Source organism: Streptomyces sp. NPDC004065, assembly GCF_044903565.1.
Taxonomy (GTDB): Bacteria; Actinomycetota; Actinomycetes; order Streptomycetales; family Streptomycetaceae; genus Streptomyces.
On the sequence record NZ_JBJDQT010000015.1, the window covers coordinates 114,160 to 133,072 of the forward strand.

General features: G+C 74.1%; 17 protein-coding genes. 10 read left to right on the forward strand and 7 right to left on the reverse strand.

Features of this window, described 5'->3' with window-relative positions:
* Nucleotides 1-208 precede the first annotated feature (208 nt).
* The 5 genes from ACI2LW_RS18015 to ACI2LW_RS18035 all read left to right on the forward strand — a co-directional run bounded on the left by ACI2LW_RS18015 (nucleotide 209) and on the right by ACI2LW_RS18035 (nucleotide 6,002).
* Complete coding sequence (locus tag ACI2LW_RS18015; protein ID WP_404732210.1) at nucleotides 209-1,663, forward strand: amino acid permease; 1,455 nt, start codon at nucleotides 209-211, stop codon at nucleotides 1,661-1,663.
* Between the two features lie 213 nt (nucleotides 1,664-1,876).
* Nucleotides 1,877-3,259 carry a peptidase C39 family protein gene (locus ACI2LW_RS18020; protein WP_404732166.1) on the forward strand — a complete coding sequence of 461 codons (1,383 nt, stop codon included), beginning with the start codon at nucleotides 1,877-1,879 and terminating at the stop codon, nucleotides 3,257-3,259.
* A 171-nt stretch (nucleotides 3,260-3,430) separates the two neighbouring features.
* Nucleotides 3,431-3,571: an SCO1431 family membrane protein gene (locus ACI2LW_RS18025; RefSeq protein WP_404732167.1), complete on the forward strand. Its 141-nt coding sequence runs from the start codon at nucleotides 3,431-3,433 to the stop codon at nucleotides 3,569-3,571.
* A gap of 63 nt (nucleotides 3,572-3,634) precedes the next feature.
* On the forward strand, nucleotides 3,635-4,321 hold the full coding sequence (locus ACI2LW_RS18030) for a TetR/AcrR family transcriptional regulator (RefSeq protein WP_404732168.1): 687 nt from the start codon (nucleotides 3,635-3,637) through the stop codon (nucleotides 4,319-4,321).
* A gap of 508 nt (nucleotides 4,322-4,829) precedes the next feature.
* Nucleotides 4,830-6,002, forward strand: coding sequence for an acyl-CoA dehydrogenase family protein (locus tag ACI2LW_RS18035; RefSeq protein WP_404732169.1), 1,173 nt, complete (start codon nucleotides 4,830-4,832; stop codon nucleotides 6,000-6,002).
* Here ACI2LW_RS18035 and ACI2LW_RS18040 read toward each other — a convergent pair.
* Together ACI2LW_RS18040 and ACI2LW_RS18045 are read right to left on the reverse strand one after the other, a co-directional pair.
* Complete coding sequence (locus ACI2LW_RS18040) at nucleotides 5,965-6,213, reverse strand: hypothetical protein (protein WP_404732170.1); 249 nt, start codon at nucleotides 6,211-6,213, stop codon at nucleotides 5,965-5,967. The two genes, ACI2LW_RS18035 and ACI2LW_RS18040, sit on opposite strands and share 38 nt — an antisense overlap.
* Nucleotides 6,214-6,437: 224 nt before the next feature.
* A complete protein-coding gene (locus ACI2LW_RS18045) occupies nucleotides 6,438-6,872 on the reverse strand; it encodes a hypothetical protein (RefSeq protein ID WP_404732171.1) in 435 nt (144 codons plus the stop codon).
* Between the two features lie 268 nt (nucleotides 6,873-7,140).
* On the opposite strand from ACI2LW_RS18045, the gene ACI2LW_RS18050 reads away from it, so the two are divergent.
* The 4 genes from ACI2LW_RS18050 (at nucleotide 7,141) to fxsA (ending at nucleotide 11,362) form a co-directional block, all read left to right on the forward strand.
* Nucleotides 7,141-7,581: an Lrp/AsnC family transcriptional regulator gene (locus tag ACI2LW_RS18050; protein ID WP_404732172.1), complete on the forward strand. Its 441-nt coding sequence runs from the start codon at nucleotides 7,141-7,143 to the stop codon at nucleotides 7,579-7,581.
* A 167-nt stretch (nucleotides 7,582-7,748) separates the two neighbouring features.
* Nucleotides 7,749-9,353 (forward strand): amidohydrolase, encoded by a 1,605-nt coding sequence (locus ACI2LW_RS18055; protein ID WP_404732173.1) that lies wholly within the window; start codon nucleotides 7,749-7,751, stop codon nucleotides 9,351-9,353.
* A gap of 549 nt (nucleotides 9,354-9,902) precedes the next feature.
* A complete protein-coding gene (locus tag ACI2LW_RS18060) occupies nucleotides 9,903-10,697 on the forward strand; it encodes a polyprenol monophosphomannose synthase (protein WP_404732174.1) in 795 nt (264 codons plus the stop codon).
* Between the two features lie 98 nt (nucleotides 10,698-10,795).
* On the forward strand, nucleotides 10,796-11,362 hold the full coding sequence (gene fxsA / locus ACI2LW_RS18065) for an FxsA family membrane protein (RefSeq protein ID WP_404732175.1): 567 nt from the start codon (nucleotides 10,796-10,798) through the stop codon (nucleotides 11,360-11,362).
* Nucleotides 11,363-11,456: 94 nt separating this feature from the next.
* Here fxsA and ACI2LW_RS18070 read toward each other — a convergent pair whose 3' ends face one another.
* The 4 genes from ACI2LW_RS18070 to ACI2LW_RS18085 form a co-directional block, all read right to left on the reverse strand.
* Nucleotides 11,457-11,831 carry an RNA polymerase-binding protein RbpA gene (locus tag ACI2LW_RS18070; protein WP_003977404.1) on the reverse strand — a complete coding sequence of 125 codons (375 nt, stop codon included), beginning with the start codon at nucleotides 11,829-11,831 and terminating at the stop codon, nucleotides 11,457-11,459.
* Nucleotides 11,832-12,110: 279 nt separating this feature from the next.
* Nucleotides 12,111-13,469: an MFS transporter gene (locus ACI2LW_RS18075; protein WP_404732176.1), complete on the reverse strand. Its 1,359-nt coding sequence runs from the start codon at nucleotides 13,467-13,469 to the stop codon at nucleotides 12,111-12,113.
* 77 nt (nucleotides 13,470-13,546) lie between these two features.
* Nucleotides 13,547-14,314: a glycerophosphodiester phosphodiesterase gene (locus ACI2LW_RS18080; protein ID WP_404732177.1), complete on the reverse strand. Its 768-nt coding sequence runs from the start codon at nucleotides 14,312-14,314 to the stop codon at nucleotides 13,547-13,549.
* The gene (locus tag ACI2LW_RS18085) at nucleotides 14,311-14,964 is read right to left on the reverse strand and encodes a YitT family protein (protein WP_404732178.1); all 654 of its coding nucleotides are present in this window, start codon (nucleotides 14,962-14,964) and stop codon (nucleotides 14,311-14,313) included. The genes ACI2LW_RS18080 and ACI2LW_RS18085 overlap by 4 nt, the downstream gene beginning before the upstream one ends.
* Before the next feature lie 100 nt (nucleotides 14,965-15,064).
* Here ACI2LW_RS18085 and ACI2LW_RS18090 point away from each other — a divergent pair, with 100 nt between their 5' ends.
* The gene (locus tag ACI2LW_RS18090) at nucleotides 15,065-16,564 is read left to right on the forward strand and encodes a PLP-dependent aminotransferase family protein (protein WP_404732179.1); all 1,500 of its coding nucleotides are present in this window, start codon (nucleotides 15,065-15,067) and stop codon (nucleotides 16,562-16,564) included.
* A gap of 706 nt (nucleotides 16,565-17,270) precedes the next feature.
* Here ACI2LW_RS18090 and ACI2LW_RS18095 read toward each other — a convergent pair.
* Complete coding sequence (locus ACI2LW_RS18095; protein WP_404732180.1) at nucleotides 17,271-18,893, reverse strand: hypothetical protein; 1,623 nt, start codon at nucleotides 18,891-18,893, stop codon at nucleotides 17,271-17,273.
* Nucleotides 18,894-18,913: the final 20 nt, after the last annotated feature.

Below are 18,913 nucleotides of genomic sequence, written 5' to 3' on the forward strand. Positions count from 1 at the left end.
CACCAGGACCACCTGCCCCCACCGGACACCCAACCCCCCACCAGATACCGAACCTCCACCAGACACCCAACCCCCCACCTGAAAGAGGTCCACCGTGCCGGAACGGACACCGGTCCACGACACCGCGGCGCACGCCGCCCGCCCCCCGCGCGGCCGCCGCGGCAAGGCGGAAACGAGCACGTTCGACGACGACGCGACCCTGCACGCGATGGGCTATCCGCGAAAACTCACCCGCCGTTTCCAGGCATTCGACAATTTCGCGATCTCGTTCACCATCATCAACATCATCTCGGGCATTTTCTCGTCCTTCGGATTCGGCATGAACGCGGGCGGTCCCCGCATTCTCGTATTCGGCTGGATCGGGGTTTCCGTCATGGTCCTCTTCGTCGGCGCGGCCATGGCCGAGGTGGCGTCCGCCTATCCGACGAGCGGCGCGCTCTACTTCTCCGCCGGAAAACTCGCCAGACGGCACAAGGGCGCCTGGTCCTGGTTCACCGGCTGGCTGAACTTCGTCGGCCAGATCGGCGGCACCGCCGCCACCGGGTACGCCGCGGCCACCTTCATCCAGGCCTTCATCGCCCTCCAGTGGCCGTCCTACCGGCCGACCGCCCACCAGACCGTGCTGATCACCGCGCTGATCATCGTGCTCCAGGGACTGGCCAACACCTACACCGTCCAGCTGGTCGCCGTACTGAACCGGATCTCGGTGTGGTGGCTGCTGATCGGGCTCGTGGTCATCGTGACCGCTCTGGTGGCCGTTCCCGGCCAGCACCGCCCGGCGTCCTTCGTCACGCATTTCGTGAACAACACCGGTTTCACCAACGGCCTTTACGGCGGCATGCTCGGCCTGCTCGTCACCAGCTGGACCTTCACCGGCTTCGACGGCAGCTTCCACATGTCCGAGGAAACCGTCCGGGCGACCGTCAACGCGCCCAAGGGCATCGTCCGGGCCATCGGCTGCTCGGCCGTCACCGGTCTGGTCCTGATGCTCGCCCTGGTCCTGAGCATCCGCGACTACGGCCATGTGGCGGGCGCCGCCGCACCGCCCGTGCAGATCCTCCTGGACTCCCTCGGCACCGGCACCGCCAAGGCGCTCCTGCTGATCGTCATCGGGTCCATGCTGTTCTGCGGCCTGGCCAACCTCACCAGCAACACCCGGCAGATCTTCGCCTTCTCCCGGGACGGCGCCATGCCCGGCTCCCGCTGGTGGCACTCGGTCTCCCCGCGCACCCGCACACCCGTCAAGGCGGTCTGGCTGGCGGTCGCCTGCTCACTGGCCCTCGTCCTGCCCGGATGGTGGTCCCACACGGCCTTCACCGCCATCGTCAGCGTCAACGTCGTGGGCCTCTTCCTCGCCTACGCTGTCCCGATCCTGCTGCGCCTGCGCCTCGGCGCGGAGTTCCGGCCCGGCCCCTGGAACCTGGGCCGCTGGGGCCGCCCGGTCGGCGTCGTCGCCGTCACCTGGATCGCCCTGAGCAGCGTGCTGTTCATGCTGCCCCAGGCGTCCCCGATCAGCGCCGGCTCCTTCAACTACGCCCCCGTCGCCCTGGCCGTGGTGCTCCTCGTCGCCACCCTCTGGTGGTTCGCCACCGCCCGCCGCCACTTCCGGGGCCCCGTCAGCTACGGCCATCCGGACGAGGTGGCGGCTATGGACCTCGTCTGACCCCTCCGTCACGGCCCCGCATCCGCGGGGCCGCCCGCCCGGTCACCCGCCCGGTCACCCGCAGGTCACGCCACTGGTAGAGACCAATATTGGTTCCGGCGGCACGCGCCGAAGTGCTGGCAGGAGGCGGCCCCCGCGGTCATAGTGGGGGCCGCATCGCCGTGCACGGACCCGCCGTCAGCCCCGACTCGGACACCTGGGGGTCTCCCACCCATGACCGGAGCCGAACAGCCCTCCCGCAGATCCGTCCTGGCCGCCGCGGTGGCCACCGCCGTGGCGGGCGCCGCGACCGCCCCGGCGACGGCCGCCGCGGCCACGCCCGCCACGCCCGCCGCGGCCACGCCCACCCGGCACGCCCCCGCCCGCCCCGTCGACAACCACGCCTGGACCACCTACACGGACTGGCGCGGCGGCGCCTTCCACGGCACCCGCGCCGTCGCGGGCCCGCGGCCGGCCGTCGAGATCGCCACCCCCGCCGGCACCACCGACTACACCGACCCGCACACCGGCACCACCGCCACCTGGGAGTACGGGACCTGGACCTCGCCCGTCCACCGCCTCACCGTCCCCGCCACCGAGGTGATCGCCTCCTGGAACGCGCACACCCCGGCCGGCACCTGGCTCCAGACCGAGCTCCGGGGGACGTACTCCGACGGCACGGACACCCCCTGGTACGTGATGGGCCGGTGGGCCGCCGGGGAACAGGACATCAGGCGGACCTCCGTCGACGACCAGACCGACGGCAGGAGCACGATCTGGACGGACACCTTCTCCGTCGACGACCCGGCCTCCGGCCTGCGGCTGACCTCGTACCGCCTGCGCCTGACCCTGTACCGCCGCCCCGGCACCCGGCTCACCCCCAGCGTCCGGCGGGCCGGTGCCATGGGGTCCGACGTCCCCGACCGCTTCACCGTCCCGGCCAGCACGCCCGCCCACCCGGCCAGGGAGCTGGCCGTACCCCGCTACTCGCAGGAGATCCACGCCGGCCAGTACCCGGAGTACGACAACGGCGGCGAGGCCTGGTGCAGCCCCACCTCCTCCCAGATGATCGTCGAGTACTGGGGCGGCCGCCTCACCCCCGGCCAGCTCTCCTGGGTGGACCCGTCCTACGCCGACCCGCAGGTCTGCCACGCGGCCCGGTACACGTACGACCACCAGTACGCCGGCTGCGGCAACTGGCCCTTCAACGTCGCCTACGCCGCGACCTTCGAGGGTCTGCAGGGCGTGGTGACCCGGCTCGGCTCGCTCACCGACCTGGAGACCCTGATCGCGGCCGGCATCCCGGCCATAACGTCGCAGTCGTTCCTCAAGTCCGAACTCACCGGCGCCGGTTACGGCACCTCCGGCCATCTGATGACGGTCATCGGCTTCACCGCCGGGGGAGACGTGATCGCGAACGACCCGGCATCGCCGAGCGACGAGGCGGTGCGCCGGGTCTACCTGCGCCGGGAGTTCGAGAACATCTGGCTGCGCACCAAGCGCTACAACGCCTCCGGCAAGGTCGTCTCCGGCACCGGCGGCGTCTGCTACCTGTACTTCCCGGAGCGTCCCACGCCCCAGCAGTGCCGGGCGCTGGCCGCGGTGGGCGTGCGCTGACCGGACGGTGGGCGTACGCGCGGAAGGCCCCGGCCTCCGGGGCCTTCTGTGACCAACGTCTCGGTCCGGGGCGCCGCCCCGGGTGGCAGGGTGGACGACGGGGCGCGAAAGCCCCACTCCACCGCAGCACCCCCCATTCCACCCGCACGACGCCACCCCTTGCGAGCAGCCATGACCGCACACTCAGCCACCGCCGCCCGGGTCCGCACCGGCGGTCCCAAGGACGACGGCCCCAAGGTGCTCGAGAACGTCCTCGGCTGGACCCTCGTCGTCGTGATCGCGATGCTCGTCACCCAGCTCGGCCTGCTGTGACCTGACGCATACCCGACCTGCCATACTGCGGTTGTCCCACCGCCAGTTGGAGCCAGGGCCGAATTGAAGACGAGTCAACGGCGCGAGAGCGCCGGTCCGCCGCCCCCGTCCGCCTCCGTCCCCGGCCGGGTGCGCGGCACCGAACGCTCGGCGGCCCGTCGCGCCGAACTCATCGCCATCGGACGCAGGCTGTTCGCCGACACCTCCTACGACGCCCTCTCCATGGACGACATAGCCCGGCAGGCCCATGTCGCCAAGGGCCTGATCTACTACTACTTCCGGTCCAAGCGCGGCTACTACCTGGCGATCGTCGAGGACTCGGTCGCCGACCTGGTGGTGAGCGCGGCCGGCGGCCGGGAGCTGCCCGCGGTGGACCGCGTGCACCGCACCATCGAGGGCTACCTGCGCTACGCCGAGCACAACCAGGCCGCCTACCGCACCATCGTGGGCGGCGGCGTCGGCTTCGACACCGAGGTGCACGCCATCCGGGACCGGGTGCGCGAGGCGATCGTCTCGACCATCGCCGAGGGCGCGTACGGCCGTACCGCCATCGCGCCGGTGGCCCGCATGGGCCTGCTCGCCTGGGTGTGCGGCGTGGAGGGCGCCACCCTGGACTGGATCGACCGCCCGGAACTGGCCCGCGACGCCATGCGCGAGCTGCTGGTCAAGACCCTGGGCGGGGCGCTGCGCGCCATCGAGGAACTGGACCCGGCCCACCCGGCCCCCGCCCCGGCCCGCCGCGACGCCTGACACCCGAGCCCCCGAACACCGGCGGCGGCCGACCACCCACGGCCGTGCACCCACTGCCGTTGAGCGCGCCCTCGCCGCCGACATCGCACCCCACTGCCGCCACCCCGCCGCCGTGACTGCCCGGCCCCGCTGGGGACCGGCCCCGGACGGGCCGAGGACTGGCGCGCGGGCCGGCCGAGGGCTGGCGTGCGCCGGCGTGCGGATCGGCGTGCGGAGCGTGCGAGTCCGCGGCGGCCGCCGGGCGGCCATCGCCGCACGGTCGTGCGCACCCCCGCCGCCCCCTCCGGCCACCGTCCCAAGGGGTTCCGGCCCTTTCTTGAAGTAAGCGGTCGTTAACCGGTGACGCCATGCCTCCGATCGGGCATACTCACAGCGCACAGCCGCTGGTCAGCAGCTTCCGTGACCCGGGACTGCCGGGCTTCGGCTGGCCCCGAGGAAGACTCCGGCGGCGCCGCCCCACCCAAGGCGCACGTCCGCCGATGCGCCCGAAAGGGAGGAGAGCGTCGCCATGCCCGACCGCGCCCCGCAGCCGGTGGACCGGCAACTGCCCACGGACGAGGCCCGGGACCTGATCTCGCTCGTTCGCGACATCGCCCAGCACGAGATCGCCCCGAAAGCGGCCGAGGAGGAGGACGCCGGACGCTTCCCCCGCGAGGTCTTCACCCTGCTGTCCCGGTCGGGGCTGCTCGGTCTGCCCTACGACGGCGAGTACGGCGGCGGCGAGCAGCCGTACGAGGTCTACCTCCAGGTCCTCGAGGAGCTGGCCGCGGCCCGCCTCACCGTCGGCCTGGGCCTGAGCGTGCACACCCTGGCCTGCCACGCGCTCGCCACCTACGGCACCAAGGAGCAGCAGGTCGAGCACCTGCCCGCGATGCTCGGCGGCGGCCTGCTCGGCGCCTACGCGCTGTCCGAGCCCGCCTCCGGCTCCGACGCCGCCTCCCTGCGCACCAAGGCGGTCCGGGACGGCGACGAGTGGGTGATCACGGGGACCAAGGCGTGGATCACGCACGGCGGGGTCGCCGACTTCTACACGGTGATGGCCCGCACCGGCGGGGAGGGCCCGCGCGGGATCACCGCCTTCCTCGTGCCCGCCGACGCCGAGGGCCTGAGCGCCGCGGCCCCGGAGAAGAAGATGGGCCTGAAGGGCTCGCCGACCGCGCAGATCCACCTCGACGGGGTGCGGGTCGCGGACGACCGGCGCCTGGGCGAGGAGGGTCAGGGCTTCGCCATCGCCCTGTCCGCGCTCGACTCCGGCCGGCTCGGCATCGCCGCCTGTGCCATCGGCGTCGCCCAGGCGGCGCTGGACGAGGCGGTCGCCTACGCGGGCGGGCGCACGCAGTTCGGCCGGCCGATCGCCGACTTCCAGGGCCTGCGCTTCATGCTCGCCGACATGGCGACCCAGATAGAGGCGGGCCGTTCCCTGTACCTGGCGGCGGCCCGGCTGCGGGACGCCGGGCGGCCGTTCGCCCGGGAGGCGGCCATGGCCAAGCTGTTCTGCACGGACACGGCCATGAAGGTGACCACGGACGCCGTCCAGGTGCTCGGCGGATACGGCTACACCGCGGACTTCCCGGTGGAGCGCTACATGCGCGAGGCCAAGGTGCTGCAGATCGTCGAGGGCACCAACCAGATCCAGCGCATGGTCATCGCCCGTCACGTCGCGGGTCCCGAGACCCGCTGAACTGTCCCAGGCCGAGGAAGGGCGCCGCGAGCCGTACCCACTCGGGGTCGTGGCGCCCGGGCAGGGTGCGGCCGCGGTCGGCCCAGGTGCGCATCATGTCGCGGTAGATCGGCGGGTCCGCCGGCTGCGGCGGCGCGGGGGGAACCGGTTCCGCGGGCGTCGGCACCAGGATGCGCCGCCGGCGCGCGGCTGTCGGCTTGGTGGCGGTCATACCTGGGCAACGCGGCCCCGGGCCGGCAGGTCACCGCCCGGGGGATTCGAGCGTGAGTTCACGCCCGTCCGTACTCCCGTACCAGGGCGTGTTCCGGCGCGACCCGGCATGTCTCCCGGAACACCCGGCATCACTCCCGGACCACCCGGGAGTGATCCGCGCCCCGGCCCGCCGCACCTTCCAGGGGACTGGCGCCGCACTGTCCAGGGGGCCGGGCGGGACACTCAGGCCGCGTCGCGGCGCATCTCCGCCACCCGCATCGGACGCGAGCCCGGGCCGCCGACGTGCGAGAACGGCTGCATCCGCCAGTCGAGTCCCTGCGGCAGCGTCAGCAGGAGGGCGGTGTCCTGCTCCTGCGGCTTCGCCGTCTCGTCGGCGGCGCGGGCGTCGGAGGCCCGGCGGCCGGTGCCGGCGCAGACCGTGAGCCCGAACGGGTTCCACGGCGAGGCGCACAGGGCGTGCTCCGGCAGCACCTCCTCGTCCGCGAGCAGGGCGATGGGCTGGGCGCACTCCGGGCAGATCACCCGGTACATCTCGAAGGTGTCGTAGGCGTCGGTCCCCTCGTCGGCGGCGTCGGGTTCGACGCCCTCCGGGACGGGCTCGACGACCGGCTGCTGCCGCTTGGGCACGGAACGACCAGGGCGCTTGACACTCTGCATGGGATTCTCCCCCTAAGGCTGGGCCGTGAAGGCGCTGCGGCCTCGACCACAGCAAGCACTTCCCCGGCGCCCCGCGGGGTAATCGCGGGGACATCACGAAGGCCGTCCCGTTCATGTGGCGTTCGTCACATGCCGCGCGCAGGTGCCCGGCGTACGGTCCCGGCCCCCCAGGTGGGTCACGCACCGACGGCCCCCGCGTCGCGAACCGTGCGCGACCCGGGCCGCCCAGGTGTCCGCGGAGATCAGCCGCACTGTAGGTTCTTGCGCCATGGAGGAGCTGGACCGACAGATCGTGCAGCTGCTCGTCAAGGACGGGCGGATGAGCTACACCGACCTGGGCAAGGCCACGGGCCTGTCCACGTCGGCCGTGCACCAGCGGGTGCGGCGGCTGGAGCAGCGTGGCGTCATCCGCGGGTACGCCGCCGTCGTGGACCCGGAGTCCGTGGGGCTGCCCATGACCGCCTTCATCTCGGTCAAGCCGTTCGACCCCAGCGCCCCCGACGACATCGCCGACCGGCTGGCCGGCGTCCCGGAGATCGAGGCCTGCCACAGCGTCGCGGGCGACGAGAACTACATCCTGAAGGTCCGCGTCGCCACCCCGCACGAGCTGGAGGAACTGCTCGCCCGGGTGCGGACCCTGGCCGGTGTGTCCACCCGCACGACGGTGGTCCTGTCGACGCCGTACGAGGCCCGTCCTCCCCGTATCTGACCCCCGCGGCATCCCGGACGGGCGCCCGCGTCACCCCGGAGGGGCGCCCACGGCCTCTCGGGCGGGCGCCCGGCGCCCGGGCGGGACCCGCGTCCGCCCCGCGGACCGGCGCCGCTTCGGCCCACCTGCCTGCGGGCCGGCCGCCGCGAGGCGGGAGACTGGTGGTCATGAGTGAGCGCACTGCCGAGTCCCGGACCGTCCTTCTTCGCCGCGGCGAGGTGCACAGCCCCGCCGACCCGTTCGCGACCGCCATGGTCGTCGAGGCGGGCCGGGTCGCCTGGGTCGGCTCCGAGGGGGCGGCCGACGCCTTCGCGGGCGGCGTCGACGAGGTGATCGACCTGGACGGCGCCCTGGTCACCCCGGCGTTCACCGACGCCCATGTGCACACCACCGCGACCGGACTGGCGCTGACCGGCCTGGACCTGTCCGACGCGCCCACCCTGGAGGCCGCCCTCGCCCGCGTGCGGGACTTCGCCGCCGCCCGTCCCGCCGACCGCGTGCTGCTCGGCCACGGCTGGGACGCCGCCCGCTGGCCCGGCGGCCGCCCGCCCACCCGCGCGGAGCTCGACGAGGCCACCGGCGGCCGCCCGCTGTACCTCAGCCGGATCGACGTGCACTCCGCGGTCGTCACCACCGCCCTGCTGGACCTGGCGGGCGGTGTCCCCGGCCCGGTGGACGGCCCGCTGACCGGGGACGCCCACCATGCCGTGCGGGCCGCCGCGCTGGGTGCCGTCACCCCCGCCCAGCGCACCGAGGCGCAGCGCGCCGCGCTCGCCCGCGCCGCCTCCCTCGGCATCGGTTCCGTGCACGAGTGCGGCGGGCCGGACATCTCCTCCGAGGACGACTTCACCGGCCTGCTGCGGCTGGCCGCCGAGGAGCCCGGCCCCCGGGTCGTCGGCTACTGGGCGGAGCAGGACGTCGACAAGGCCCGCCGGCTGGGAGCGCTGGGCGCGGCCGGGGACCTCTTCGCCGACGGCTCCATCGGCTCGCACACCGCCTGCCTGCACGCCCCGTACGCCGACGCCGCCCACACCGGTACCGCCCACCTGGACGCGGCCGCGGTCGCCGCCCATGTCACCGCCTGCACCGAGGCGGGCCTGCAGGCGGGCTTCCACGCCATCGGCGACGCCGCCGTCACCGCCGTCGTCGACGGGGTGCGGGCCGCCGCCGAGAAGCTGGGCCTCGCCCGGGTACGGGCCGCCCGGCACCGCGTGGAACACGCCGAGATGCTCACCCCGCAGACCATCGCCGCCTTCGCCGAGCTGGGCCTGACCGCCTCGGTGCAGCCCGCCTTCGACGCCCTGTGGGGCGGCGAGGACGGCATGTACGCCCGCCGCCTGGGCGCCGAGCGGGCCCGCACGCTGAACCCCTTCGCGGCCCTGCTGCGGGCCGGCGTACCGCTCGCCCTCGGCTCCGACAGCCCCGTGACCCCGCTGGACCCCTGGGGCACGGTCCGGGCCGCCGCCTTCCACCGCACTCCCGAGCACCGCGTCTCCGTCCGCGCCGCGTTCACCGCGCACACCCGGGGCGGCTGGCGGGCGACCGGACGGGACGACGCGGGCGTCCTGGTGCCCGGCGCGCCCGCGGACTACGCAGTGTGGCGCACCGACGAGCTCGTCGTGCAGGCGCCCGACGACCGGGTGGCGCGCTGGTCGACCGACCCGCGGTCGGGCACCCCCGGGCTGCCCGACCTCAGCCCGGGCCGTGACCTGCCGGTCTGCCTGCGGACGGTGGTGGGCGGACGAACGGTGTTCGTACGGCCGGGCGAGTGATCTCCCCGGGCGGCGTGGCGGCCGCCGTCGCCCGCCGCCGCGTCGCGCGACCTGCGCATCCTCCGGGCCGAGCGGGCGGCGGAAGGTCTCTGCGCTGGTGAAACCGCTGTTTGACAGCCGACGGCGGAGGGCCGGTAGGTTCTGCCGGGTCCACCACCGGACGCTCGGCCGGGGAACCTCCGTACCCGCGTCGCAGCGCCGCTGGGTCAGGGACGGTGTGCCGCACCGGGTCACCGTCACTGGGAGCCAGGCTCAGCGCCCGCGTCGGCGGGGGAATGTTCCGGACGGCCGGCTAGGTGTGACCCGGGTGGGGCCCGGGCGCTCAGTAGACAACGGCTTTCGGTCGATCCGCAGCCAGCGGGTCCCAGGTCGGACCGAAGGGCGCGCCGGGCCCCCCTCCGCAGGGCGGAGGGCTGCCGAAAAGACGCCAAATCCAGCATTCTTACCCCGCTCTTGCCCGTGCGACACCCCCGTACGGCCGTGGCGTCACGTCCGTGCAGGCCGTGGCCACTATGGTGGTGTTCTGCGTACGGACATGAAGGGGCAGCAGTGAACGACGGCGACGGCACCCTCTCGGCTGGGGCCCAGGAGAGGCGGTACGGCCCGCTCGGCACGGCTTTGGTGATCATTCCGACCTACAACGAGGCGGAGAACGTCAAGGCCATCGTCGGCCGGGTCCGCAAGGCCGTCCCCGAGGCGCACGTCCTCGTGGCCGACGACAACAGCCCCGACGGCACGGGCAAGCTCGCCGACGAGCTGGCCGCCGAGGACGAGCAGGTGCACGTCCTGCACCGCAAGGGCAAGGAGGGCCTGGGCGCCGCGTACCTCGCCGGGTTCCGCTGGGGCCTGGACAACGGCTACGGCGTCCTGGTCGAGATGGACGCCGACGGCTCCCACCAGCCCGAGGAGCTGCCCCGGCTGCTCACCGCCCTCAAGGGGGCCGACCTGGTGCTCGGCTCCCGATGGGTGCCGGGCGGGCGCGTGGTGAACTGGCCCAAGTCCCGCGAGTTCCTCTCGCGCGGCGGCAGCACCTACTCACGGCTCATGCTCGACGTGCCGATCCGCGACGTCACCGGCGGCTACCGCGCCTTCCGCCGCGAGACGCTGGAGGGCCTCGGCCTCGAGCATGTCGCCTCCCAGGGGTACTGCTTCCAGGTCGACCTGGCCCGGCGCGCGATCCGCGCCGGCTACCACGTCGTCGAGGTGCCGATCACCTTCGTGGAGCGGGAGCTGGGCGACTCGAAGATGAGCCGGGACATCGTCGTCGAGGCGCTGTGGCGGGTCACGGCCTGGGGCGTCGGGGAACGGGTGACCAAGCTCGCAGGCCGCGGCCGCAGGTCCTAGCGTTCGTCCCGCACGGGCGGGTGCCGGGTGGGCTCGTCCCGCACCGGCAGGTCCTGGCACTTGTCCCGCGCTGAGCGGACCCCAGGCACACTGGGAGCATGACGACTGGCGTTCCGACCTCTTCGTACCCGGACCGGTCCGCCCGGCCCCGCCGCTCCCGGCCGCGCAGGTGGCTGCCGCTGGGCGTCGCGCTGTGGCTGGTGCTGGAGATCTGGCTGCTGACGATGGTCGCGGGCGCGGCGGGCGGCCTCACCGTTCTGCTGCTGCTGGTCGCCGCCTTCGTGCTCGGCGCCGTGGTGATCAAGCGCGCGGGCCGGCGCGCCTTCCGGAACCTGAACGAGGCGCTGCAGCGCGGCTCCGCCCCCGCCTCGCGCGGCGGCGGCAACGGCTGGCTGATGCTGGCCGGGCTGCTCCTGATGATCCCCGGCGTGATCTCGGACGCGGTGGGACTGCTTCTGCTGCTCCCGCCCGTGCAGCGGGCCGCCGGCCGGTTCGCGGAGCGGACCGTGGACCGCACCCTGCGCGCCGCGGCGCCGGGAACTCTGGGCGACGCCTTCCAGCAGGTCCGCATCCACCAGCCGGACGGCAAGGTGGTCCAGGGCGAGGTCGTCCGGGACGAGCCCCAGGACGGACCCGGCGAGCAGCGCCCGCCCCTCACTCGGTAGCGCGGCACAAAACAAACGCCGCGGGCGCCGTACGTCGATACGTACGGCGCCCGCGGCGACTTGTGTGCACTGTGGTCCGGCGCTCCCGCGGGGACTACGCGCTCTTGCGGCTGTCCCGCGGATGCACCGCGATGTTCATCGCACCGGAACGCAGAACGGCGAGACGCTCCTCGAGGACCTCTTCGAGCTCCTCACGGGTGCGCCGCTCCATCAGCATGTCCCAGTGCGTACGAGCGGGCTTGGCCTTCTTCTCTTCCGGACCGTCGCCATCCACCAGGAGTGCCTGGGCCCCGCAGACCTTGCACTCCCACTCCGGCGGGATCTCCGCCTCGACCGAGAAGGGCATCTCGAAGCGGTGCCCCTTCTCGCATGCGTACTCCACGGCCTGGCGCGGGGCCAGGTCGATACCGCGGTCGGTCTCGTAGCTGGTCACCACGAGGCGCGTGCCGCGAAGAGCTCGCTCACTCATGAATCGTGCCTCCCGGGCTTGTCGCCCACAGGACAGGTGTCGCTGTCGTCGTCATCCGGTCAACGTCCGGTCGGCGGTAAAGATTCCCGTTCCGAGGTTACGTTCCGGGTCATGCGTCGCCGTCGTAGCCGCAGCCTTGTCAACCAGTGCAGTACCCACCGGCGCCCGGTTTGTCACATCTGCTCGGAGATGTCACCCAGCGTTTCGGCATCTTTGACGCGCAGTAACGGTACGCCTGGCAGGCCAAACGCGTACACTACAGCCCTTTCGCCTCCAGTGCTAAATCCGGTCGGGAACCGGATTGCCCGCGTCCTGGATCGCCCGCCGCAGCGGGACGCGGGCGAGCAGCGCGAAACCGAGCACGAAGAACGCCACCAGCGAGACGATGGCGTCCCGGTAGCTCCCCGTCAGCTGATAGGTGATCCCGAACAGCAGCGGCCCCAGCCAGCTCATGCCCCGGTCGCTCATCTCGTAGGCCGAGAAGTACTCGGCCTCCCTGCCGGGCGGCACCAGGTGCGAGAACAGCGAACGCGACAGCGCCTGGCTGCCGCCGAGCACCAGCCCGATCCCCGCCGCCAGCACGAAGAACCACACCGGCGCCTTGGCCGGCAGGAAGTACCCGGCGGCCAGCGTGAGCGTCCAGGCCGCCAGCGAGCCCAGCACGGTCCGCTTGGCGCCGTACGCCCGCGCCAGCCGGCCCATGCCCAGCGCCCCGGCCACCGCCAGCACCTGCACCATCAGCACCGCCGTGATCAGCGTCGACTGGCCCAGTCCCAGCTCCTCCGACCCGTACACCGACGCCTGGGAGATCACCGTCTGGATGCCGTCGTTGTAGACGAGGTAGGCGAGCAGGAAGCCCAGGGTGAGCGGTTTGCCCCGCATGTCCCGCAGGGTGGCCGCGAGTTGGCGCCAGCCGTGCACCGCCGGCGTCGCGAGGGCCGTACGGCGGTCGCGCAGCCGTCTGAGCGGGACCAGCGTGAAGGCGCCCCACCACAGACCGGCCGAGCCCAGGCAGATGCGCACCGCCATCCCCTCGGACACGCCGAAGGAGTCGTGCGCGGTGAACAGGACCAGGTTCGCCACCAGCACCAGGGAGCCGGCCGCGTAGCCGAGGGCCCAGCCGCGCGAGGAGACCGCGTCCCGCTCCTCGGGCGGAGCGATCTGCGGCAGATAGGAGTTGTACAGGACCATCGAGACGGCGAGCGAGGCGTTGGCGAGGATCAGCAGCACCCCGCCCAGCAGATAGCGGTGGCCCTCCAGGAAGAACAGTCCGGCCGTGGACGCTGCGCCCAGGTAGGCGGCGGCCGCGAGCAGGGGCTTCCTGCGGCCGGTGCGGTCGGCCGCGGCGCCCGCGACCGGCATCACCAGGATCGCGACGATCACGGACGCCGACACGCAGTAGGCGAAGAACGACCCGGCCCGCACGGGGATCCCGAGGGGATGCACGAACCCCCGCGCATCGGCCGCCGCCCGGGCGACCGACGTCAGATAGGGGCCGGCGAACACGGTCAGCACGCTGGTCGAGTAGACGGAGCACGCCCAGTCGTAGACGTACCAGCCGTGCTGTTCGCGCCGTCGTGCGGCGGCCTCGCCGGCCGCTCCCGCCCGCACGGTGCCGGTGTCGGTCTCGGTGTCCACCCCGTGCCCTCGCTTCCCCGCCGTGTCACCCGCGGGGCACCGGAGAGGCCGGCCGGGGTCTCAGACCCACCGAGGTCTCAGACCCAGACGCCCCGGTCCTCCATGACCTCGCGCAACGTGTCGATGTGATCGGTCATGATGCCATCGACACCGAGGTCCAGGAGCCGGTGCATCCGCCCGGGCTCGTTGACCGTCCACACGTGCACCTGCAGCCCGCGCGCGTGGGCGGCCCGCAGGAACAGCGGATCGACCACCGGGACGCCGGAGTGCGAGACGGGGACCTGCGCGGCGACCGCGGACCGGCGCAGCGCGGCCGGCACCCCCCAGGAGCGCAGCCGCAGCCCCAGCACCCCGCGCGTGCCGTACGACGTCGCCAGGCGCGGACCGGCCAGCCGCTGCGCCCGGACCAGCCGGGCCTCGGAGAACGAGCCCACGCACACGCGCCCCCACGCGCCGGTGCGCTCGATCAGCTCCAGCAGGGGGCGCAGGGCGGGCTCCGCCTTGACGTCGACGTTCCAGCGCACCCCGGGGAAGGTCTCCAGCAACTCCTCGAAGAGCGGCACCGGCTCCCGGCCCCCCACGCGCGCCTGCGCCACGTCCCGCCAGGGCAGGTCCGCTATCCGGCCCGAACCGTCGGTCACCCGGTCCAGGGTCGTGTCGTGGAACGCCACCAGCCGTCCGTCCGCCGTGGCGTGGACGTCGGTCTCCATGTAGCGGTAGCCGAGTGCGGCCGCCCGCCGGAACTGCGCCACGGTGTTCTCCAGGCCGTCGGCGGCGCCGCCGCGGTGGGCGAACGGGATGGGGCCCGGGTGGTCGAGGTACGGGTGGCGTACGAGCGTGGTCACGGTCGCAGTATCGCGCGTGCCGGTGTCCCGGCGGCAACCACGGTGCTGCCGCCGGATGCCGCGGGAACGGCGAACGCGCGCAGGAAGAACTGCGCCAGCGGGCCGATGGCCACCGCGTACAGCAGTGTGCCGACGCCGACGGTGCCGCCGAGCGCGAAACCGCCGGCCACCACCGCCACCTCCACCGCCGTGCGCATCAGACGCACCGAGCGGCCGGTGCGGCGGTGCAGTCCGGTCATCAGGCCGTCGCGGGGGCCGGGCCCGAAGCGGGCGGCGATGTAGAGACCGGTGGCCACCCCGTTGAGCACCACCCCCGCGAGCAGCAGGCACCCGCGCACGGCCGCTGTACGGACCTCGGGCACCACGGCCAGCGTGCCGTCCATGGCCAGGCCCACCACGAACACATTGGCGACCGTGCCGAACCCCGGGCGCTGGCGCAGCGGGATCCACAGCAGCAGCACCGCCGCGCCCACGACCACCGACACCTCGCCGATGGTCAGACCGGTGCGCTCCGCCAGCCCCTGGTGGAGCACGTTCCACGGCTCGAGGCCGAGACCGGCGCGGACGAGAAGCGCGGAGCTCGCGCCGTACAGCGCGAGACCGGCGCCGAGCTGGATCAGCCGGCGTCCGAGACGGGCCTGCGTGGACACATGTCCCCCCTGGGTGGTGAAAGTGGCCTGGTGCGTGACACTCTGTGGCTCGGGGAGACAACCCATCCATGGCCAATTCGAGGAAGGTGGACTGGTAGTCATGGCGCAGTGGACCTCCGCGGTGGGCGCCGCGCAGCTCGCCCGGCTGCTCAACTCCCAGCAGGAGCGCCCGGCGGGCCCGGGCACGCGCCGCCCGCCCGCCTACCGCGCGCTCGCCGACGGCATCCGGCTGCTGGTCCTGGAGGGCCGCGTCCCGGTGGCCGCCCGGCTGCCCGCCGAGCGTGAGCTGGCCCTCGCCCTGTCCGTCAGCCGCACCACGGTCGCCGCCGCCTACGAGGCGCTGCGCACCGAGGGCTTCCTGGAGTCACGGCGCGGAGCGGGCAGCTGGACCGCGGTGCCCGCCGGCAACCCGCTGCCCGCGCGGGGCCTGGAACCCCTGCCGCCCGAGGCGCTCGGCTCGATGATCGACCTCGGCTGCGCGGCCCTCCCGGCGCCCGAGCCGTGGCTCACCCGCGCCGTGCAGGGCGCGCTGGAGGAACTGCCGCCGTACGCGCACACCCACGGCGACTACCCGGCCGGCCTGCCCGCGCTGCGCGCGATGATCGCCGAGCGGTACACCGCGCGCGGCATCCCGACCATGCCCGAGCAGATCATGGTGACGACCGGCGCGATGGGCGCCATCGACGCCATCTGCCATCTCTTCGGCGGCCGCGGCGAGCGCATCGCCGTGGAGTCGCCGAGCTACGCCAACATCCTCCAGCTGATGCGCGAGGCGGGCGCCCGGCTGGTGCCCGTCGCGATGGCCGAGGGACTGGCCGGATGGGACCTGGACCGCTGGCGCCAGGTGCTGCGCGAGGCCGCGCCCCGCATCGCCTACGTCGTCGCCGACTTCCACAACCCGACCGGCGCGCTCGCCGACGACGACCAGCGGCGCCGGCTGGTGGACGCGGCCCGCTCGGCCGGCACGGTCCTCGTCGTCGACGAGACCATGAGCGAGCTCCACCTGGAACCGGACCTCCGCATGCCGCGGCCGGTGTGCGGGTTCGACCCGGCCGGCTCCACGGTCGTCACCGTCGGCTCGGCCAGCAAGGCCTTCTGGGCCGGGATGCGCATCGGCTGGGTGCGCGCCGCGCCCGACGTGATTCGCAGCCTGGTCGCCGCGCGGGCCTACGCCGACCTGGGCACCCCCGTGGTGGAGCAGCTGGCGGTGAGCTGGCTGTTCAGCACGGGCGGCTGGGAGGAGGCCGTGCAGATCCGCCGCGCCCAGGCCCGCGACAACCGCGACGCCCTGGTCGCGGCCGTCCGGCGGGAGCTGCCCGACTGGGAGTTCGAGATTCCCCAGGGCGGCCTGACGCTGTGGGTGCGCACCGGCGGTCTGTCGGGCTCCCGGCTGGCCGAGGTGGGCGAGGGCGTGGGCGTACGCGTCCCGTCCGGGCCGCGCTTCGGCGTCGACGGCGCCTTCGAGGGCTACGTCCGGCTGCCGTTCACCGTCGGGGGAGCGGTGGCCGACGAGGCCGCGACCCGCCTGGCGGCCGCCGCCCGCCTGCTCCGGACGGGAGCCACGACCCCCACCGAGCCGCCGCGGACCTTCGTCGCCTGACCGGCCCCGTCCACCCCGGGCCGGCCCGAGCCGACGTCGGAGGTCGGGGCCGTCCCGGCGGTCCCGGCTGGTCCGGACCGTCCCGGGTGTCTCGGCCGTACCGGCCGTGTTGGCCAGGGCCTCGAGGCCCCGGCTTTTCCGGGCTGTCCCGGCGGTCCCGGCCGTCCCGGCGGGCGGCCGGTACGCCGAGCTGTACCGCACCCAGTTCGAGCAGCAGCCGGACGGGCCGGCGGACGGCGCCTGTGACGTGATCGCGGGGGCCACGGCCGGTGCCGGGGCGGCGGCCGAGGACACGGCCGCCGGGGGCACGGGCGCCGCCGTCCCGGCCGTCCCGGCCAGGATGCCCGAGGCGCCGGTCGGTCCTGCCCCGGCCGCCCCGGGCCGGTCCTGCCCGGGAGGCCCCGGGAGCGGAGGGCGGTCCCGTCCGTCCGGCCACGGACGGCCCGTGAGGGGGCGGCTCCTACGCTGGTCCGGTGACGGACCACCCCCACGCTGGTCCGGTGACGGACGGCCCGAGAGGGGGCGGCCCCTCACCGCGGTCCGGTGACGGCCGTCTCACGTCGGTCCTGGATGCGGCGTGCGGCGGCCGCCTCCCGGCGGGCCGCGACGGGCGCCCCGTGACGGTCCCGGACGGTCCGGTGAGGCCGTCTCACGACGGTCCGGCGAGGGCGCCCCGGGACGCCCGTGACGGTCCGGCGACGGCGCCTCACGACGGTTCGGCGACGGCCGCCTCCGGCACCGTCTCCACCTCCGGCACCGTCTTCACCGGCGCGGGAGCCGGCCCCGGCGCCGGCTCGGGTACGGTCTCGCCGTCCGCCGGAGTGGTCTTCGCCGGCAGGAGCGACCGCACCGCCTCCCGGTGCCCCTCACTCGCCGAGTCGTCGTACGGATCCGGCGTCGCGGGCACCTGCAGCCGGTGCACGGCCCCCGTCCCCAGCCGCGCGTATCCCCGGCCGGGCGGCACCACGGCGAGCGGCGTGGTGCACGGCGGTGCCCCGAGCACCGCCTTGAGCTGCTCCGCGGTCGCCGGCCCGAGCACGACACGCGCGCGCGTGTGCTGCCGTACGGCGTCGCTCAGGGTGTCCGCGGTGTCGAACTGCTCGGCCACGACCACCGTGACATTGACCGCGCGGCCGTGCCGCAACGGCACCTGAAGGAGTGCCTGCGGGTCCTTGCGGCCGTCCGCCGCGGCCAGATGGGTGAACGCGGCCGGCCGGTCGACCAGCAGCCACAGCGGCCGCTTGGTGTCGTCCGGCGGCGGATGCCCGGCCTGCCGCGCGCGGTTGACGGCGATCAGCCGGCGCTCGGTCTCGGTGGCCGCCCACTCCAGACTGGCCAGCACCCCGGACAGCCCGCACTCCACCGCCAGCACCCCGTCCCGCCCCGTCAGGCACGCGTACTCGCCGGTGCCGCCGCCGTCGACGATCACCACGTCGCCGTGCTGGAGGGCCTGCAGGGCGATGGAGCGCAACAGCGTCGAGGTACCGCTGCCCGGCTGGCCGAGGGCGAGCAGGTGCGGCTCGGTGGAGCGCAGGCCGGTGCGCCAGACGACCGGCGGGACGTCGCGCCTGTCCTCGCCGAAGGCCAGCGGCAGCGTGCGCTGGACCTCGCTCGGGTCGGTGAAGCCGAGCACGGTCTCGCCGGGTGCGGTGACGAACCGCTGGGCGGGGATGTCGGCGGGCAGCGGGGACAGGGCGGTGACCGTGAGCTGGTTGCCCTCCTCGTCCCAGCCGAAGAGGTACTCCCGGCCGCGGCCGGCCTTGGCGGTGAGCAGGTGCTCGATCCGGGCGCGGGCCTCCGGCTCGCCGTCGGTGAAGTACGCCGGGTAGCGGATCACCAGATGGCTCACCCGGCCGGAGTCGTCGAAGTCGTAGGAGGGGAACGCCTTCTCCCAGGCGCCGCCGTGGGAGTACAGCGGCGCCGGGTCCTCGGCGGCCGAGAAGTACGGGACCAGGGCCTCGTAGAGCGAGGTCAGACGCTGGACGCGCGACTCGTCGGGGCCCTGGGGCCGGGGCGGGGTGCGGTCGCGGCCCTGCCAGGCCGCCGCCGCCATCAGCGCGACCGCGGCGAGCAGCGGGCCGTACGGCACCAGGGCCACGACCAGGATCACCGAGCCCACCAGGAACAGCAGCGGCCCGCGCCGGTCCTTCGGCGTCTCCGCCCACCTGCGCCGTCCGGCCGAGGCCAGCCGGCGCAGGCCGCGGGCGACGGTGATCAGCGGGTGGAGGATGTCGGTGGCGCTGTCCGCCGCCGTGCGGGCCAGCTCCCGGCTCCGGGCGAGCTGGGCGCTGCCTGTGCTCAGAATGCGGGGGAGGGGGCGCCGGGCCACTGCTGCCTCCTGTCGGTGCG

Coding starts and splice junctions, on each gene's coding strand:
- ACI2LW_RS18020 (WP_404732166.1), top strand. CDS start 1,877: ATGACCGGAGCCGAACAGCCCTCCCGCAGATCCGTCCTGGCCGCCGCG.
- ACI2LW_RS18035 (WP_404732169.1), top strand. CDS start 4,830: ATGCCCGACCGCGCCCCGCAGCCGGTGGACCGGCAACTGCCCACGGAC.
- ACI2LW_RS18015 (WP_404732210.1), top strand. CDS start 209: ATGGGCTATCCGCGAAAACTCACCCGCCGTTTCCAGGCATTCGACAAT.
- ACI2LW_RS18070 (WP_003977404.1), bottom strand. CDS start 11,831: ATGAGTGAGCGAGCTCTTCGCGGCACGCGCCTCGTGGTGACCAGCTAC.
- fxsA (WP_404732175.1), top strand. CDS start 10,796: ATGACGACTGGCGTTCCGACCTCTTCGTACCCGGACCGGTCCGCCCGG.
- ACI2LW_RS18040 (WP_404732170.1), bottom strand. CDS start 6,213: ATGACCGCCACCAAGCCGACAGCCGCGCGCCGGCGGCGCATCCTGGTG.
- ACI2LW_RS18045 (WP_404732171.1), bottom strand. CDS start 6,872: ATGCAGAGTGTCAAGCGCCCTGGTCGTTCCGTGCCCAAGCGGCAGCAG.
- ACI2LW_RS18025 (WP_404732167.1), top strand. CDS start 3,431: ATGACCGCACACTCAGCCACCGCCGCCCGGGTCCGCACCGGCGGTCCC.
- ACI2LW_RS18090 (WP_404732179.1), top strand. CDS start 15,065: ATGGCGCAGTGGACCTCCGCGGTGGGCGCCGCGCAGCTCGCCCGGCTG.
- ACI2LW_RS18055 (WP_404732173.1), top strand. CDS start 7,749: ATGAGTGAGCGCACTGCCGAGTCCCGGACCGTCCTTCTTCGCCGCGGC.
- ACI2LW_RS18050 (WP_404732172.1), top strand. CDS start 7,141: ATGGAGGAGCTGGACCGACAGATCGTGCAGCTGCTCGTCAAGGACGGG.